This is a genomic window from Acidaminococcus hominis, assembly GCF_022484025.1.
Taxonomy (GTDB): Bacteria; Bacillota; Negativicutes; order Acidaminococcales; family Acidaminococcaceae; genus Acidaminococcus; species Acidaminococcus hominis.
Genome location: NZ_JAKVMG010000001.1, coordinates 1,750,424 through 1,766,100 on the forward strand (window position 1 = coordinate 1,750,424; position 15,677 = coordinate 1,766,100).

Genomic DNA, 15,677 nt, shown 5'->3' on the forward strand with positions numbered 1-15,677 from the left:
CCGCTGACCCTGCCCGAGAGGAGAATGCCATGAAAAAAATATTGCTCTGGCTGCTGCTCCTCTGCCAGCTGGTCTTCTCTCCCCTGACCGCTCTGGCAGAACCCCAGATTCCGCCCCGTCCCACCACCAGTATCTACGTGCAGGACCGGGCCGGGGTACTCTCCGCCAGCACCAGAAACACCATCAACGCCTATGGCTCCGCCCTCCAGCAGAAAACCAAGGCCCAAATCGTAGTGCTGACCGTTCCTACCCTGGGGGATGCCACCCCGGAAGAATACGGACTGGCCGTACTCCGGGGCTGGGGCATTGGGGACAAGAACCTGAACAACGGCGTACTGCTGCTGGTAGCCGTCAACGACCGGAAAAGCCGGATTGAGGTAGGCTACGGCCTGGAAGGGGCCCTGCCCGATGGGCTCACCGGCCGCATCCAGGACCAGTATATGCTGCCCTATTTCAAGAACGGCAACTACGATAAGGGTATCCTGAATGCCTACGGGGCCCTGCTCCAAACGGTGTTGAAGGAATACAACCTGTCCGTAGAAGACCTGGGCGTCCAGCGCAGTGCACAGGCCGCTGCGGCCCAGAATCCCGGCAGCAGCGATACAGCCTGGAATCCCTTGAATATCCTGCTGCTGGCCGGCGTCTTGCTGCTGATTATTGTAGACCAGCTGCTTTTCGGCGGCGCCATTCTCCGTTTCCTGCTGTACCTGTTCTTTTTCCGGGGCGGCGGCAGAGGCGGCGGCTTTGGCGGCGGTGGTTTTGGCGGCGGCTCCTACGGCGGAGGTTCCGGCGGCGGAGGCGGTTCCAGCCGCAGCTGGTAAGACAAAATCCTAAAAAAACACGGTGTACCTAAAGGCACACCGTGTTTTTTTGCGCGTTATTTATTTTTCTTCCAGAACCGTTCCATATAGGCGGCCAGCGCTTCGCAGCCGTCCAGGGGCATGGCATTGTAAATGGACGCCCGGATGCCGCCAATGGATTTGTGACCCTTCAGGCTCACCAGTCCATGTTCGGCCCCTTCGGCCACAAACTTCTTTTCCAGTTCCGGCGTAGGCAGGTTGAAGGTAACATTCATCAGAGAACGGCTTTCCGGCTGGGCGTGGCCCTTGTAGAATTCCGGATGGCTGTCCAGAACGCCGTACACCAACTTGGCCTTTTCCTTGTTGCGCTTTTCCATGGCAGCAAGACCGCCCTGGGCCAGCAGCCATTTGGCCATAAGACCTACCATGTACACCCCAAATACCGGCGGGGTATTGTAGACGGAATCGTGGCCGCTGAAGGTTTCATAATTCATCATGATGGGCAGATTGGGATCCATGCCGGTGACAAAATCCTTTTTGGCCATGACCACGGTAACCCCAGCCGGCCCGATGTTCTTCTGGGCCCCGTTGTAGATCAGGGAGAACTTGTCTACGGGAACGGGCCGGGACAGAATATCCGAAGACATATCCGCAATCAGGGGTACCTCCCCGGTATCCGGATATTTGTGGTATTCCGTGCCTTCCGCCGTGTTGTTGGCAGTAATATGCAGGTAGGCGCAATCCTTGGGCAGTACCAGCTCCTCCGGCTGGGGAACCCGGTCGAGGCCGGTGGGTTTGCTGGTAAAGACTTCTACTGCGTCCCCGACCTTTTTGGCTTCGGCAATGGCCTTTTCCGAGAACGTACTGGTAATGGCGTAGGCCCCTACTTTCCCCGGTTTCAGGAAGTTCATGGGAATCATGGAGAACTGGAGGGTTGCCCCGCCGCCCATGAACATCACCACCCAGCTGTCATCCATCCCTAGCAGCTTTTTGATATCGGCCTGGGCTTCGTCGTTGATTTTTTCATACAAGGCACTCCGGTGGCTGATTTCCAGCACGGACATGCCGCTGCCTTCATAGTCCAGCAGTTCCTTCTGTACTTCTTTCAAGACCGCCAAGGGGAACATCGAAGGCCCCGCACCAAAATTATAAACTCTTTCCATTTTTTCCATCTCCGATCAGGTGTATAGTCAGTGCGTCACGCAGTTTGGGTTCGAACCAGGTAGATTTGGGCGGCATCACAAGCCCCTCGTCCGCCGCAGCCATCAGCTGGTACATGGAAGTGGGATACAGGGAGAAAGCCAGGGTGTAATCCCCGCCGTCCACAGCTTCTTCCAGGGCCGAAAGGCCCCGAATGCCTCCCACAAAATCAATGCGTTCATCAGTCCGGGGATTCTCAATGCCCAGAATGGGGGAAAGCACATTGCTTTGCAGAATGCTTACATCCAGGGAAGCGATGGGATCCGTCAGCGGGAAGGTATCGTCCAGAGCCTTTAAGCTATACCACTGGCCGGCCAGATACAACCCAAAGGTATGGAGGGTTTTGGGCTCCACGGCCCGTTCCGCCTTTTCCACCTGGAATTTTTCCCGGAGCAGATCCAAAAATTTTTCCTGGGACAGTCCGTTCAAATCCTTGACCACCCGGTTATAGGGCAGAATGTGCAGCATATTTTCCGGGAAAATCACGGAAAGCACATAATTGTACGGTTCCTCCCCGGTTTGGCCCGGCCGGGCACCCAGTTCCTTGGCCACCCGCAGGGCTGCCGCGCAGCGGTGATGCCCATCAGCGATGTAGAGGGCCGGCACCTGTTCAAACAGGTGGGTGATTTCCCGCACCTTGAGGGGCTCCTGGATCACGTACAGGGTATGCCGCACCCCGTCTTCCCCGGCAAAATTGTACACCGGCGTATGATTGCCCATGTACTGGAGCAGTACGGCCGTCAGCACCCCTTTGCTCCGGTAGGCCAAAAACACCGGTCCCGTTTGGGCCCCGGTCGCCAGGATGTGGTTGACCCGGTCCGTTTCCTTGACTTCCCGGGTCAGTTCGTGCCGCTTGATAATGCCTTCTTCATAGTCCTTCAGGGAAGCCACGGCCACCAGGCCAATCTGGATATAAGCCCCCATCTGCTGCCGGTAAATATAGTAGCAGGGCTGGGGATCCTGTTTCAGCTGGCCTTTGGCAATGTAGTCCTCCAGGTTTTCCCGGGCCTTGGCGTAGACCTGGGGATCCGTTTCGGCAATGCCTTCCGGCAGATCGGCTTCTGCCCGGCTGACCCGGACAAAGCTCAGGGGATTCTTTTTCAGGATTTCCCGGGCCTCGGCAGTGCTCATTACATCATAGGGTAATTCTGCGATTTGGCTGACCAGCTCCGGTGTAGGCCGCAAGGCAGCAAAGGGTTTGATATGAGCCATAGTATCACTCCAAACTTGTTCTTTTTCCCATCAAAGGTAATACAAATTCTTTACAAAACCATGAATTACATTCCCTTATTATATCATATTTATGTAAAAGTAGTAGGGGCATGGACAGTGTTCCTTAAAATTTTCTTGATAGCCAAACGCAAAAAAGGATTGGGCGTCAGACAAACCGACGCACCAATCCTTTTTCCATTGCAGGCAGGGCAAGGCGCAGTACCAGCACCTTCACCACCAGCCCGCCAAAACATTGAAACAAGCGCAGCCACAATAAAGTTCTCCAGGGCACCTGATACAGCAGGCTCAGCCAAAAGGTATTTAAGACCAGGCTCAGCCCCAGCTGCACCGTAACCACCGCCCCGAGAATTTCCTTGAGGCCGGTTCTCTTTCGGAAAAACAGTCCGTACACAGCCCCATCCAAAAAGGCCGTCAGGGTAAACCCGGGAAAATACGTGCCCACCGGAAACAGCAGGGCCCCAATCAGGTCCCCCAAAAGGCCGGTCAGGCCCCCGGCCAGGGGACCTCCCCAGTAGGCCGCAGCCACCACCGGCAGGAAGCTGAAGCCGATTTTCAGATTCCAGGTATGCAGGGACAAGAACCGGGCCAGAATCACTTCCATGGCCACACAGAGGCCAAGGGTGGTCAGCCATGCCCCTGGATGCCGGGACTGCCGCATTTCCATGTTATCCCTTCTTTTCCCGTGCTTTGGTAATAAAGCCCAGTTCATCAGAAATCAGCCGGGCTGCCAGGTAACCGGTGGTACCGCCCACGTCATCAAAGGGGGGAGCCACTTCCGTCATCACCATGGCAATGGGATCCGTATAGTCCGTCAGGGCTTCCAGAATGTCCACTGCCTCATCGTAGGTAAAACCGCCGAACATGGGAGAGCCCGTAGCCGGTGCGTACACCGCATCCATGGCATCAATATCAAAGCAAATGATGCTGTGGGCCTGGGGTTTGAACTCTTCCAGAATAGCCTGGATGCCCTTTTTCCGGATATCCCGTACGGAATAGATACCGTCCCCGTGGGAGCGGGCTTCCGCAAAATCTTCCGGACCGCTGCTGCCGATGCCCCGGATTCCCAAATGGAGAATCCGCCCTACATAGGGCAGCCCTGCGGCGTTGCGCATGGGAGAGCCGTTGAAGTATTTCTGTCCGTCCAAGGGTTTGGTCCAATCCAAATGGGCATCGATATGGATGATGTCAAAAGGACCGGCTGCTTCCATACCCTGGAGTACCGGATAATCCACGGCGCAGTCCCCGCCCAGTACCACCGGCATAATGCCCTGGTCCTGGAGGATCCGGACGGCTTCCCGCAGGTTGTCCATAGTGCCCTTCAAATCTCCGGGAATATAGTCCACGTCCCCGCAGTCCACCACTTTCCAGCGGTTAGCGTCCATATAGAATTCCTGGCGTTCGGAATCGTAGGTCCCGCCCTTTTTGTAGCTGAACCGGGTAGAACCCAGGCGGATGCCCCGGGGTCCCAGCCGGCAGCCCGTCCGGCCTTGGATGGCCAGGTCAAAGGGAGCGCCCAAAACGGCGATATCCCCTTTCACATGGTACATATCCGTTGCCAGTTCGGTTTTGGCAAAAGTAGCAATGCCCGTAGGGGCCATATTTAAAGGTTTGCGTAAGCTGAAGTTGTCCATACTGTATCTCCTTTGTTTCCCTTTTCTGTTGCCCATTATAGGAGGGGGCAATGGGTAAGTCAATGAATTTGGACACTATTTAGCAATTTGTGCACTATAATGAAACTAAACTCCTTGACGCTCTCCCCTGTCCTTTTTATAATAGGGGCATCTTCAGCGTCTAAACAGAAAGGAAGCGCCTCTATGGAAACCACTCCCCTTGTCCATTCCGTGCTCCACGCCACCCGGCTGCTGGAGCTGTATGCGGCCCAGCGCAAGGAATCCCTGAGCCTAACGGAGATCAGCCAGGCCCTGGGCCTCCACAAAACCACCGTATACCGGCTGCTGCGCACCCTCCAGTACGCCGGCTGGATTGAGCAGTCCGCCAAAAGCAGCCGCTACCGGCTGGGCACCGGGATACTCCTGGTGGCCTCCGCCGTATCCGTCCACAATACCACCCGGGAAATTCTCAGCGAAGAGATGCACCGGCTGGCCAACCAGTTCAACGAAACCGTGGTCCTGTCCGTCCTCCTGGGCCATACGGGCATCTGCGCCGACATGGCCAAATCCCGGCACACCCTGGGCCTGGCCCGGGAACGGGGCTACCTGGTTCCCCTGGACCAGGGTGCTTCCGGCAAGACCCTTTTGGCCGCCCAGCCCCCGGAACTCCGGGACAGTATTATCCAGGAAATCGGTGGGGACCGGACCCAGCAGCGGCTGCTCAAGAACCAGCTGCTCCACATTCTCCAGACCGGTTATTGCATTTCCGAAGGAGAAGTGGACCCGGAAATTGCCGCAGTAGCCGTGCCCCTTGTGATGAAGGACCGGATTTATGCCCTGAGCATTTCCGGTCCCCTGGAGCGCCTGAATGCCCTGGGCTACACCCAGCTGGCAGACGGGCTCCTTTTGGCCGCCCAGCGGCTGGAGCAGAAAAGCGCCCTGCTGTCGGATTAGACAGGCAAACAAAAAACGGGATGCGTCCCCACATTTGTGGGGTACATCCCGTTTTTGTTACCTGATAGCTCAGTCTTTTACGGCAAACGCTTCAATTTCCACCAAAGCGCCTTTGGGCAGGGCTGCTACCTGGAAGCAGGCTCTGGCCGGGCAAACGCCGGTAAAGAAGGTTCCATACACTTCGTTCATGGCGCCGAAATCGGCAATGTCTGCCAGCAGCACTGTGGTTTTTACCACGTCGTCCAGGGTATACCCGGCAGCTGCCAGGATGTTTTTGACGTTGGTCAGGGATTGCTTGGTTTGGCTCACAATGTCCTTGCCGGCAAATTCACCGGTAGCCGGATCAATGGGAATCTGGCCGGAAACATAAACGGTTTTGCCTGCGGCTTCAATGCCTTGGGAATACGGTCCAATGGCGCCGGGAGCGTTTTTCGTGCTGATTTCTTTTTTCATGGAAAGCCTCCTAAAGAGTGTTTCTGGCTATTCTGCCAGAAATTATTTTTTTTGATAATACGTGAACAGAGCCTGGGTGCCCAGGTTTCCTTCTCCTGCCTTTTCCAGTTCCAGGTACTCGGAAAGTACTTGGGCCAGTACCGGCAGCTGCAGGTCTTTCTTGTCCGCTTCTTCCTTAGCCAGGCGCATATCCTTGATGAAATGCTTCAGGAAGAACCCCGGAGCATAATCCCCGTGGACCATCTTGGCCCCAAAGGCGTTCAGCTGGGCACTGCCGGCAGCCCCAGTAGAAACAGCTTTTAACAGGGTGTCCAGATCCAGGCCGTTCACCTTGGCGTAGTTCAGGGCTTCGCAGATACCGCTCATGGCACCGGCAATCATGATCTGGTTGGCCATCTTGGCGTGTTGGCCATTGCCGGCAGCCCCCATATAGTTGATGTTGGTGCCCATGCCCTGGAAAATCGGCAGCAGGGTTTCATAAGCTTCTTTGTCACCGCCCACCAGGATGGACAGGGTACCGTTTTTGGCGCCGGTGTCACCGCCGGTAACGGGAGCATCCAAAACCGGCAAGCCCTTCTTTTTGCCTTCCGCATACAATTTCTGGGCCAGGGTGGGGCTAGTGGTGGTCATATCCACCAGGTAGGTACCGGGGGCTGCACTGTCAAAAATGGCCCCTGGAGCAAAATATACTTCTTCCACATCCTTGGGGAACCCTACGATGGTAATCATCACCTGGCAGGCCTTGACGCAGTCAGCAATGGTGGAATGAACCGTTACCCCTTCGGCAGCCAAATCTGCCACCTTTTCCGGATGACGGGCATAGCAATGCATGGTATAGCCAGCTTTTTTCAGATTCCGCAGCATGGACTTGCCCATGATACCTGTGCCGATAAAACCAATATTCTGTAGTTTTGTCATAATCGCTTCTCCCTTCTACCCTCATACAACCTGATTATACAATGAATAAGGCAATTAGACAAATATCCCCCAAGAAAAAACTCCTGGCAGAATTCCTGTCAGGAGTAGGTCCAGCAGGCTTATTTTGCCTCGCTGGCGGTGATTTTCAGGGTATTGACCACTTTGTACAGGGGACGGCTTTCGTCCTCCCAGTAGGCCTTATCCTGCTTGCGGCTGGTTACCGTCAGGGTATGGACCCGGTCCCGGTTAAAGAAGGTCCACCGCTCTACGTGGAAGGTCACCTGGAGCTTGTTCTGATATACAACGTCTTCCTCATAGGAGGTATATAAGCTCTCCACCCCGTTAATGATGACACTCTTCATGGGCTGCCAATCGTGGAAATTTAGGCTGTAGCCTTCCGGCAGGTCCTTTTGGGCCATGCCCGTCAGGGCCTTTTGGGTAATATCCCCAAAGTCCTTGATTTCCGCAGCCTTCAGGCCCAAATTTTGCCCATATTTCGGCAATTTTTCCGGAGTGGGCATGGTCTTGAATTCCACCCGGGCATAATGGTTGTCCCCTTCCCAGGGCAGGGCCGTTACATCCGTTGTCTGGGCAATAACGCACCCGGCACTTTTGCCGGTAATCTGGTCTTCCGTCAGCCATTTCCGAAGCAGGGGATTCAAATCCTCTTTCTGCAGCTGGGCCGTCACGTATTCCTGGGATTCTTCCGCCAGTTCCGGAGACACCGAGAAGGAAGCCTGCTGGCCGGCATTTACCTGAATCCAGCCAGGATAAGAAGCCACCTGGGTATTATCTACTTTCTGGGTACTGCCGCAGCCTGCCAGAAGAAACAGGGACAGACAGCAGCAGAACAATGCGAGCTTTTTAAACATCACTTCACCACTTTCTGCGTTTAGCTCCCCTATTATACCATGGAGCCGGCCTAAAGGCGAAGAAGAAAAGCGTTAAGCCGCAGGGCATACCCAAAAAACAGGGCAAGCCCCAGCACCAAAAGGAAGATTCCCGCCGCCTTTTGTAAAAGTGGCAGGTACCGGTACAGGGGCCGGATTCTGGGCGCCACTTGGTTCCAGACCAGGGCCAGCAGGAAAAAAGGCAGGGCAAAACCCAGGGTATACACGCCCAGCAGCAGCCCCGCTCCCACCGTAGCCTCGTGTCCCGCCAGCAGCAAAATCGCCGCTAGGATTGGTCCCGTGCAGGGCGTCCAGCCCAAGGTAAAGGAAAGCCCAAGCAGAAAGCAGCCCAGGGGCCCTTTCGCCTGAGTCTGAAGAAAGGGCCTTCTGTCCCTGACCAAAAACAGGGGCTGCCACAGTCCGGAAAGGAAAAGCCCCAGGAGCACCAAAAGGATACCCCCCAGCTTTTCCCAAAAGGCCAGGTGCCCCAAAAGCAGACGCCCCACCAGGGTGGAAGCTGCGCCCAAAGCCATAAATACCACGGCAAATCCCAACAGGAAAGCCGTAAGATTCACCCCTAGCTGGCTTTTTCGCCCGGTACCGCTGCCGGTCAACAGCAGCAGCAAAGTGGGCAGCAGGGGCAGTACGCAGGGGGACAGAAAAGAAGCCAGCCCGCCCACAAAGGCCGCGCCAAAAGTTAAGGACGCATGCATCCTACTGCTCCAGCCCTTTGAGGACCTTTTCCAGTTCCTGGGAAGTAGTTCCCCCCACCTTCCGGAACACTTCCTGGCCGTTCCGGTTCAGGATGACCGTGGTGGGAATCCCCCGGACCCCGTACTGCTGGGCCACCTTGCCGCCCACGTCCAGCAGCACCGGGAACTGGAGCTGCTGCTTCTCCAGGAAACCCTTCACGTCCCCCTCCGGTTCATCCAGATCGATGCCGTAGAACCGCACGTCCTTTGCATGGGCGCTGGCAAAAGCGGCGATTTCCGGCAGTTCAGCCCGGCAGGGCGGACACCAGGTGGCCCAGAAATTCAGCACGTAGAGGGCTCCGTCCTGGGCCGGGCTTACAGCAACAGTTCCCGCCCCCAATTGTTTTAGGCGAAAGCCAGGAGCGGCAGCAGTCCGGGTCTGGGCCGCGGGCTTAACCGACTCCGGGGTTTGGGCCGTGCCGGCACTGCAGCCGGCGGACAGAGCGGCCAGCACAGCCGCCAGACAAAACAGGGTCTTTTTCATAAAGGGCTCCTTTCCAAAGCAGAATGATTTTCCTTTAGTATACCATAAGCCCCTGCCCTGCTCTGTGAAGAAAGTGCAAAAGCGGCAAAAAAAAACTGTAGCATCTCTGCTACAGTCTTTCTTTATGTCGTTAGATCAGCTCTAAAATTGCCATTTCAGCAGCGTCACCGCGGCGAGGAGCTGTTTTGTAAATACGGGTGTAACCACCGTTGCGGTCCTTGTATTTGGGAGCAATGGTGTCAAACAACTTCGTGGTAGCTTCTTCATCAGCGAGGAATGCCAAAACCTGACGACGGGCATGCAGGTCACCTTGTTTAGCCAGGGTGATCAATTTAGCAGCCAGACCGCTAATTTCTTTAGCTTTCGTTTCGGTGGTTTCGATTTTCTCGTTTTTGAAGAAGGCGGTCAAGATGCTGCGGAACATAGCTTTCCGGTTGCTGGAGTTCCGGCCCAATTTTCTGTATGCCATCTTTCGTCTTCCTCCTATTCTTCATCGGAATTGCGCAGGTGCAGGCCCAATTCCTCAATCTTGTTCTTGACTTCTTCCAGGGATTTGCTGCCCAGGTTGCGGACGCAGATGAGTTCATCTTCCGTCTTGTTGATAATATCTTCTACCGTATTGATGCCGGCCCGTCTCAAGCAGTTGTTGGAACGAACGGTCAGGTCCAGATCGTCAATGGACATCTGGTATACGGAGGATTTACTACCCTCTTCGCTGGTCTTGGCGCTATCCTCATTCCCTTGGATCTTGGGAATGTTGGTGGTCTTGAACAAGGCCAAATATTTAATCAAAATTTCAGCTGCAGAAGTTACAGCTTCATCAGGTCCCAGGCTGCCGTCGGTCCATACTTCCAAGGTCAGACGGTCATAGTTGGTTACATTGCCTACCCGGGTATCGGTAACACCGAATTTCACACGGGTAATGGGAGAGTAGATGGAGTCAACAGGAATAAAGCCAATGAGCTGATCCTTGCTCTTGTTCTTCTCTGCCGGCACGTAACCGCGGCCCACGTCAACGTAGATTTCCATGTTCAGGACGGCGTTCTTGTCCAGGGTTGCAATATGCAGCTCGGGGTTCAGAACTTCCGTGTCCTGATCGCAGATTACGTCAGCGCCGGTCACTTCACCTTCGCCGGACTTCTTGATATAGAACGTCTTGGGCTCAAAGGTGGTGCTGTCATCCATACCCACCTTGAAGCACAAGGACTTGATGTTTAATACGATATCTGCAACGTCTTCTCTGACTCCCTCAATGGTAGCGAACTCATGGAGCACACCATCAATCTTGATGCCGGTAACAGCCATACCGGACAGGGAAGAAAGCAATACACGGCGCAGACTATTACCTAAAGTAATACCGTATCCACGTTCCAAAGGTTCCCAGACGAACTTGCCATAACGCCCATCGGGGGAAATTTCGTCGATAACCAGGCTAGGTTTTTCGATTTCCTTCATGCGGAAGCCTCCTTTCGCGCATTACCACAATACGCGGTATAAATAGTGGAGAACAGTATCAATTACTTGGAGTACAGTTCGATGATCAGCTGTTCTTCAACAGGAACATCAATATCATCGCGTACAGGCAGACGGTCAACCTTTCCGCTGAGGTTCTGTGCGTCTACAGAGATCCAGGCAGGAACAGAAGCCTTGCCCAAAACATCAGCCATACCCTTGAAGTAGTTGGAGCTGCGGCTGCTTTCCATAACGGAAACAACATCGCCGGCTTTTACCAGGGCAGAGGGAATATCCAGGCGCTTGCCGTTAACGGCAATGTGGCCATGGGTAACCAGCTGACGAGCTTGACGACGGGTGTTGGCCAGGCCCAGACGGTATACAACGTTGTCCAGTCTGCGTTCCAACAGGATTAACAGGTTGGCACCAGCGATACCTTCCATTTTCTTGGCTTTTTCGTAGTAGCCACGGAATTGTTTTTCCAGAACACCGTAGATGAATTTAGCCTTTTGTTTTTCAGCCAACTGCATACCGTATTCGGATTTCTTTTTGAACTGGCGTTTCGGCTGACGATGGGATTCTTTCATAACACCCACGAATGCCGGAGACATGCCCAGAGATCTGCATCTTTTCAGAACAGGAGTCTTATCAATTGCCATTCTATTATTTCACCTCCAATTATACTCTTCTGCGTTTCGGCGGACGGCAGCCGTTATGAGGAATCGGAGTCACGTCTTTAATGGATTCCACTTCCAGGCCTGCAGCCTGCAGAGCACGGATGGCAGCTTCACGGCCGGCACCGGGGCCCTTTACGAAAACTTCAATTCTCTTCAGACCATGTTCCATAGCAGCCTTGGAAGCTTGTTCAGCTGCCATTTGGGCTGCAAACGGGGTGCTCTTACGAGAACCACGGAAGCCCATGCCGCCGGCAGATGCCCAGCTCAGGACACTGCCGTTCAGGTCGGAGATCGTAACGATCGTGTTATTAAAGGTGGAGCGAATATGTGCCACACCAGCTTCTACATTCTTGCTTACTTTCCGTTTGTTACGGACAACTTTTTTCCCAGCCACTCGTCTAATCCCTCCTTAAATTACTTCTTTGCGCCGGCCGCTTTTTTCGGGCCTTTACGGGTACGAGCATTATTTTTGGTGTTTTGACCGCGAACAGGCAGGCCTGCACGATGTCTGCGGCCGCGATAGCAGCCGATTTCCACCAAACGTTTGATGTTCAAGGATTCCTCACGGCGGAGGTCACCTTCTACTTTGTATTCATGATCCAGAATTTCACGGAGCTTTGCGATTTCAGCTTCCGTCAAATCCCGAACACGGGTATCCGGGTTAATACCGGTCTTACCCAGGATTTCCCGGGAAAGAGTCAAACCAATACCGTAGATGTACGGCAGGGCGTATTCGATACGTTTATCTCTCGGCAAATCTACACCGGCGATACGAGCCATTCAAAGCACCTCCTTTTTAACCTTGTCTTTGTTTATGTTTCGGGTTTTCGCAAATGACCATAACACGGCCTTTGCGTTTAATGATCTTGCATTTTTCACAAATGCGTTTTACAGACGGTCTTACTTTCATGTTGCTGAACCTCCTCTTGCCAATCCTCTTTATTTAAACCGATAAGTAATCCGGCCGCGGTTCAGGTCGTAGGGCGTCAGCTCTACGGTTACCTTATCCCCAGGCAGGATTTTAATAAAGTTCATACGTATTTTTCCGGAAATGTGGGCCAGGATCTCATGATCGTTTTCCAATTTCACACGGAACATAGCATTGGGCAAAGATTCCAAGACAGTACCTTCTACTTCGATTGCATCTTGTTTCGACACTTGTAATGCCTCCTTACCCTTTTACAGCTGCTACCACATCAGCATACACCTTATCGATGGGCTGAGTGCCGTCAATTTCCTTATACACGCCTTCCGTTTTGTAATACGCAATAAGAGGAGCAGTTTGGCTATGGTACGCTTCCAAACGTTTTTTCACAGTGGTTTCTTTGTCATCATCACGCTGGTACAATTCCCCACCGCATTTGTCGCATACATTTTCCACTTTGGGAGGGTTGTATACCACATGATACGTAGCACCGCAGCTCTTGCAGATGCGCCGGCCGGTTACACGGCTGATCAGGTCCTCATCGGGAACACTGATGTTTACCGCAGCGGTCAGCTGGATGCCCAGATTCTTCAGAATCCCATCCAGGGCAACTGCCTGCTCTTTGGTACGGGGAAACCCGTCCAGAATGAATCCTTTGAGACAATCCGGTTGACTCAGGCGCTCTCTGATGATACCAATGGTAACTTCATCAGGCACCAAACCGCCGGCGTCCATATATTTTTTGGCTTCCTTGCCCAATTCCGTACCATTTTTCACAGCCGCACGGAACATATCTCCCGTAGAAATATGAAGAATTGGGAAATCGGCAACTAATTTTTCCGCTTGGGTCCCCTTGCCTGCGCCAGGAGGTCCCATTAAAAGAATATGCATGTTCTCTCTCCTATTTCATGAAACCTTGATAGTGTCGCATGAGTACCAAGGACTCTACTTGTTTCATCGTATCAAGCGCTACGCCAACAACGATCAATAGGGCCGTACCGCCGAAGTAAACTCCGGAAATTCCTGTGAGCCATACGATGATGTTAGGCATAATAGCAATGAATGCCAGAAAAACAGCACCCGCTAAAGTGATCCGGTTCATCACCCGATCCAGATAGTCCGTGGTAGGTTTGCCGGGCCGAAGGCCAGGAATAAACCCGCCGTACTTCTTGATATTGTCGGACATCTCGGGAATGTTCAGGCTTACCGCCGTATAGAAGTAAGTGAAGAACAGGATGAGCACAATATAAAGTCCTGTCTGCAGCGGAGTGCCCCATGCCAAATAGCTGGCTGCCGTCTGGATCCAGGGGATCTTGATGAACTGCGCAATGGTCACAGGAAACATCAATACGGAAGAAGCGAAAATGATGGGCATAACACCGGCCTGATTCACCTTTAAGGGAATATAGGTGGTGTGGCCGCCGTACATTTTACGGCCCACAATCCGTTTCGCATACTGTACCGGTACCTTCCGGTATGCCACCGTAATTGCTACGACGAACATTACCATCAGCACGGCCAGAACCGCGAAGATCAGTACATTGAAGACATTGACGGTGCCTGCCTGCAAATACCGGCCGATAACAGCCAGCCCGTTGGGCAGACGGGAAATGATGCCTGCAAAGATGATTAAGGAAATACCATTCCCAATCCCTTTGGCAGTAATCTGTTCCCCAATCCACATCAGCAGCAGGGAGCCTGCCGTCAAGGTAATAACGATCATGGCAAACGAGAAGAAGTCAGGATTATTGACTGCTGCCCGTAAGCCGTACGCCATACCAATTGCCTGAATGGCACCCAGACCAACCGCCGCATAGCGGTTGACTTTATTGATTTTCTTTGCTCCTTCCGCTCCCTCTTTGGACCATTCTTCCAAAGTCGGGATCACCACTGTAAGCAGCTGCGTGATAATAGACGCATTGATGTAAGGAGTAATGCTCATAGCAAATATAGAGAATTTACTAAGTGCACCGCCGGAGAACAGATCCAGTAGACCGAACAGGTTCCCATTGTTGAATAACCGTTCGATCATGGCTGCGTTAACCCCCGGAACGGGAATTTGCGTTCCAGCCCTGAATACTATGAACATCGCAAGGGTAAATAATACTTTCTTTCGGAGTTCCGTAGCCTTCATCAGGTTATCAAGGGCTGAAGCCAATTAGATCACCTCTACTTTACCGCCGGCAGCTTCGATCTTTGCCTGTGCAGTTTTGCTGAAGCCCATAGCTCTTACGGTAACCTTTTTGGTTACTTCGCCATTGCCCAGCACGCGGATGCCGTCACGGATATTTTTAACCAGACCGCATTCAATCAGGGAAACAGGATCGATTACAGCACCGTCGTCAAAGCAGTTCAGTACATCCACATTGATTTCAGTGTAATGCTTACCGAATTTATTGTAGAAACCGCGTTTCGGCAGACGCAGGTATAACGGCTTTTGACCACCTTCGAAACCAGGACGCTTTACCCCGCCGCTACGGGATTTCTGTCCTTTTTGGCCTTTGCCGGATGTTTTGCCCAGACCGGAACCAAGACCGCGGCCTACACGGACGCGAGCTTTTTTGGAACCAGGAGCGGGAGCCAATTCATGCAAATACATTTGCAGCCCTCCTTGTTAAGCCTTGACTTCTTCTACTTTAACCAGGTGGCTCACTTTATGGAGCATACCTTGCAAAGTGGAATTGTCTTCTTTTACTACGCTGGTGTTGATCTTACCCAAGCCCAAAGCTCTCACGGTTGCGCGTTGGTCTTTCGGATAACCGATTAAGCTACGGGTCAGCGTGATTTTTACTTGTGCCATCATGCTACCTCCTTAGCCTAATAACTCTTCAACAGTTTTGCCGCGCAGGGCAGCAACTTCTTTAGCGTTCTTCAGGTTTTCCAGACCTTTCAACGTAGCGCGAACCACGTTGTTGGGGTTGGAAGTACCCTGGGATTTCGTCAGGATATCACGCACGCCGGCCAGTTCCAATACGGCACGAACAGGGCCGCCGGCAATAACACCAGTACCTTCGGAAGCCGGTTTCAGCAGAACTTGGCCTGCGCCAAAGATGCCGATAACTTCGTGGGGAATGGTGGTTCCTCTCAGAGGAACAGTGATCAGGTTCTTTTTGGCATCATCCACACCCTTGCGGATTGCTTCAGGAACTTCGGCAGCTTTGCCCAGGCCCATGCCAACATGACCATTTTCATCACCAACAACAACCAAAGCAGAGAAGGAGAAACGACGTCCGCCTTTTACGACCTTAGCTACGCGGTTGATGAAGACTACTCTTTCTTTGAAGCCATCATCTTGTTTTTCGTAATTAGCCACTCTAATGTCCTCCCTC

General features: G+C 53.2%; 23 protein-coding genes. 2 read left to right on the forward strand and 21 right to left on the reverse strand.

What is annotated here, in order from left to right; translation table 11 throughout:
* Window positions 1–29 precede the first annotated feature (29 nt).
* On the forward strand, window positions 30–821 hold the full coding sequence (locus LKE88_RS07785) for a TPM domain-containing protein (protein ID WP_105326360.1): 792 nt from the start codon (window positions 30–32) through the stop codon (window positions 819–821).
* 56 nt (window positions 822–877) lie between these two features.
* Here the strand turns inward: LKE88_RS07785 and serC are convergent, their stop codons facing one another.
* The 4 genes from serC to LKE88_RS07805 form a co-directional block, all read right to left on the reverse strand.
* Window positions 878–1,963, reverse strand: coding sequence for a 3-phosphoserine/phosphohydroxythreonine transaminase (serC, locus tag LKE88_RS07790; protein WP_105326361.1), 1,086 nt, complete (start codon window positions 1,961–1,963; stop codon window positions 878–880).
* On the reverse strand, window positions 1,947–3,212 hold the full coding sequence (locus LKE88_RS07795; protein WP_276803259.1) for a DUF1015 domain-containing protein: 1,266 nt from the start codon (window positions 3,210–3,212) through the stop codon (window positions 1,947–1,949). The genes serC and LKE88_RS07795 overlap by 17 nt, the downstream gene beginning before the upstream one ends.
* Window positions 3,213–3,378: 166 nt before the next feature.
* Complete coding sequence (locus tag LKE88_RS07800; RefSeq protein ID WP_105326363.1) at window positions 3,379–3,897, reverse strand: folate family ECF transporter S component; 519 nt, start codon at window positions 3,895–3,897, stop codon at window positions 3,379–3,381.
* Window position 3,898: 1 nt separating this feature from the next.
* Window positions 3,899–4,864: an agmatinase gene (locus tag LKE88_RS07805; protein ID WP_105326364.1), complete on the reverse strand. Its 966-nt coding sequence runs from the start codon at window positions 4,862–4,864 to the stop codon at window positions 3,899–3,901.
* Between the two features lie 183 nt (window positions 4,865–5,047).
* Here LKE88_RS07805 and LKE88_RS07810 point away from each other — a divergent pair, with 183 nt between their 5' ends.
* On the forward strand, window positions 5,048–5,797 hold the full coding sequence (locus tag LKE88_RS07810; protein WP_276803261.1) for an IclR family transcriptional regulator: 750 nt from the start codon (window positions 5,048–5,050) through the stop codon (window positions 5,795–5,797).
* Between the two features lie 69 nt (window positions 5,798–5,866).
* Here LKE88_RS07810 and LKE88_RS07815 read toward each other — a convergent pair whose 3' ends face one another.
* The 17 genes from LKE88_RS07815 to rpsE all read right to left on the reverse strand — a co-directional run bounded on the left by LKE88_RS07815 (window position 5,867) and on the right by rpsE (window position 15,661).
* Window positions 5,867–6,250 (reverse strand): RidA family protein, encoded by a 384-nt coding sequence (locus LKE88_RS07815; RefSeq protein ID WP_118287099.1) that lies wholly within the window; start codon window positions 6,248–6,250, stop codon window positions 5,867–5,869.
* A gap of 42 nt (window positions 6,251–6,292) precedes the next feature.
* Complete coding sequence (locus LKE88_RS07820) at window positions 6,293–7,168, reverse strand: NAD(P)-dependent oxidoreductase (RefSeq protein ID WP_105326367.1); 876 nt, start codon at window positions 7,166–7,168, stop codon at window positions 6,293–6,295.
* A gap of 119 nt (window positions 7,169–7,287) precedes the next feature.
* Window positions 7,288–8,040 carry a YajG family lipoprotein gene (locus tag LKE88_RS07825; RefSeq protein ID WP_270441357.1) on the reverse strand — a complete coding sequence of 251 codons (753 nt, stop codon included), beginning with the start codon at window positions 8,038–8,040 and terminating at the stop codon, window positions 7,288–7,290.
* Between the two features lie 50 nt (window positions 8,041–8,090).
* On the reverse strand, window positions 8,091–8,771 hold the full coding sequence (locus LKE88_RS07830) for a cytochrome c biogenesis CcdA family protein (RefSeq protein WP_118287101.1): 681 nt from the start codon (window positions 8,769–8,771) through the stop codon (window positions 8,091–8,093).
* Between the two features lies 1 nt (window position 8,772).
* Window positions 8,773–9,294 (reverse strand): TlpA family protein disulfide reductase, encoded by a 522-nt coding sequence (locus LKE88_RS07835; protein ID WP_105326370.1) that lies wholly within the window; start codon window positions 9,292–9,294, stop codon window positions 8,773–8,775.
* Between the two features lie 130 nt (window positions 9,295–9,424).
* Window positions 9,425–9,763, reverse strand: coding sequence for a 50S ribosomal protein L17 (gene rplQ, locus LKE88_RS07840; protein ID WP_105326371.1), 339 nt, complete (start codon window positions 9,761–9,763; stop codon window positions 9,425–9,427).
* Between the two features lie 14 nt (window positions 9,764–9,777).
* Entirely contained in the window at window positions 9,778–10,749 is a 972-nt protein-coding gene (locus tag LKE88_RS07845; RefSeq protein WP_276803265.1) for a DNA-directed RNA polymerase subunit alpha, read from the reverse strand.
* A gap of 62 nt (window positions 10,750–10,811) precedes the next feature.
* Complete coding sequence (gene rpsD, locus LKE88_RS07850; protein WP_105326373.1) at window positions 10,812–11,405, reverse strand: 30S ribosomal protein S4; 594 nt, start codon at window positions 11,403–11,405, stop codon at window positions 10,812–10,814.
* Window positions 11,406–11,424: 19 nt separating this feature from the next.
* Complete coding sequence (rpsK, locus tag LKE88_RS07855) at window positions 11,425–11,817, reverse strand: 30S ribosomal protein S11 (protein WP_105326374.1); 393 nt, start codon at window positions 11,815–11,817, stop codon at window positions 11,425–11,427.
* Window positions 11,818–11,837: 20 nt separating this feature from the next.
* The gene (gene rpsM, locus LKE88_RS07860; protein ID WP_105326375.1) at window positions 11,838–12,203 is read right to left on the reverse strand and encodes a 30S ribosomal protein S13; all 366 of its coding nucleotides are present in this window, start codon (window positions 12,201–12,203) and stop codon (window positions 11,838–11,840) included.
* Window positions 12,204–12,219: 16 nt separating this feature from the next.
* The gene (gene rpmJ, locus LKE88_RS07865) at window positions 12,220–12,333 is read right to left on the reverse strand and encodes a 50S ribosomal protein L36 (RefSeq protein WP_009015366.1); all 114 of its coding nucleotides are present in this window, start codon (window positions 12,331–12,333) and stop codon (window positions 12,220–12,222) included.
* A gap of 29 nt (window positions 12,334–12,362) precedes the next feature.
* Complete coding sequence (gene infA, locus LKE88_RS07870; RefSeq protein ID WP_009015367.1) at window positions 12,363–12,581, reverse strand: translation initiation factor IF-1; 219 nt, start codon at window positions 12,579–12,581, stop codon at window positions 12,363–12,365.
* Window positions 12,582–12,594: 13 nt separating this feature from the next.
* Window positions 12,595–13,239 (reverse strand): adenylate kinase, encoded by a 645-nt coding sequence (locus LKE88_RS07875; RefSeq protein WP_276803268.1) that lies wholly within the window; start codon window positions 13,237–13,239, stop codon window positions 12,595–12,597.
* 10 nt (window positions 13,240–13,249) lie between these two features.
* Window positions 13,250–14,506: a preprotein translocase subunit SecY gene (secY, locus tag LKE88_RS07880; RefSeq protein WP_105326377.1), complete on the reverse strand. Its 1,257-nt coding sequence runs from the start codon at window positions 14,504–14,506 to the stop codon at window positions 13,250–13,252.
* Complete coding sequence (gene rplO / locus LKE88_RS07885) at window positions 14,507–14,947, reverse strand: 50S ribosomal protein L15 (RefSeq protein WP_105326378.1); 441 nt, start codon at window positions 14,945–14,947, stop codon at window positions 14,507–14,509.
* Between the two features lie 15 nt (window positions 14,948–14,962).
* The gene (gene rpmD / locus LKE88_RS07890; protein ID WP_105326379.1) at window positions 14,963–15,148 is read right to left on the reverse strand and encodes a 50S ribosomal protein L30; all 186 of its coding nucleotides are present in this window, start codon (window positions 15,146–15,148) and stop codon (window positions 14,963–14,965) included.
* 12 nt (window positions 15,149–15,160) lie between these two features.
* On the reverse strand, window positions 15,161–15,661 hold the full coding sequence (rpsE, locus tag LKE88_RS07895; RefSeq protein ID WP_105326380.1) for a 30S ribosomal protein S5: 501 nt from the start codon (window positions 15,659–15,661) through the stop codon (window positions 15,161–15,163).
* Between the last annotated feature and the right edge of the window lie 16 nt (window positions 15,662–15,677).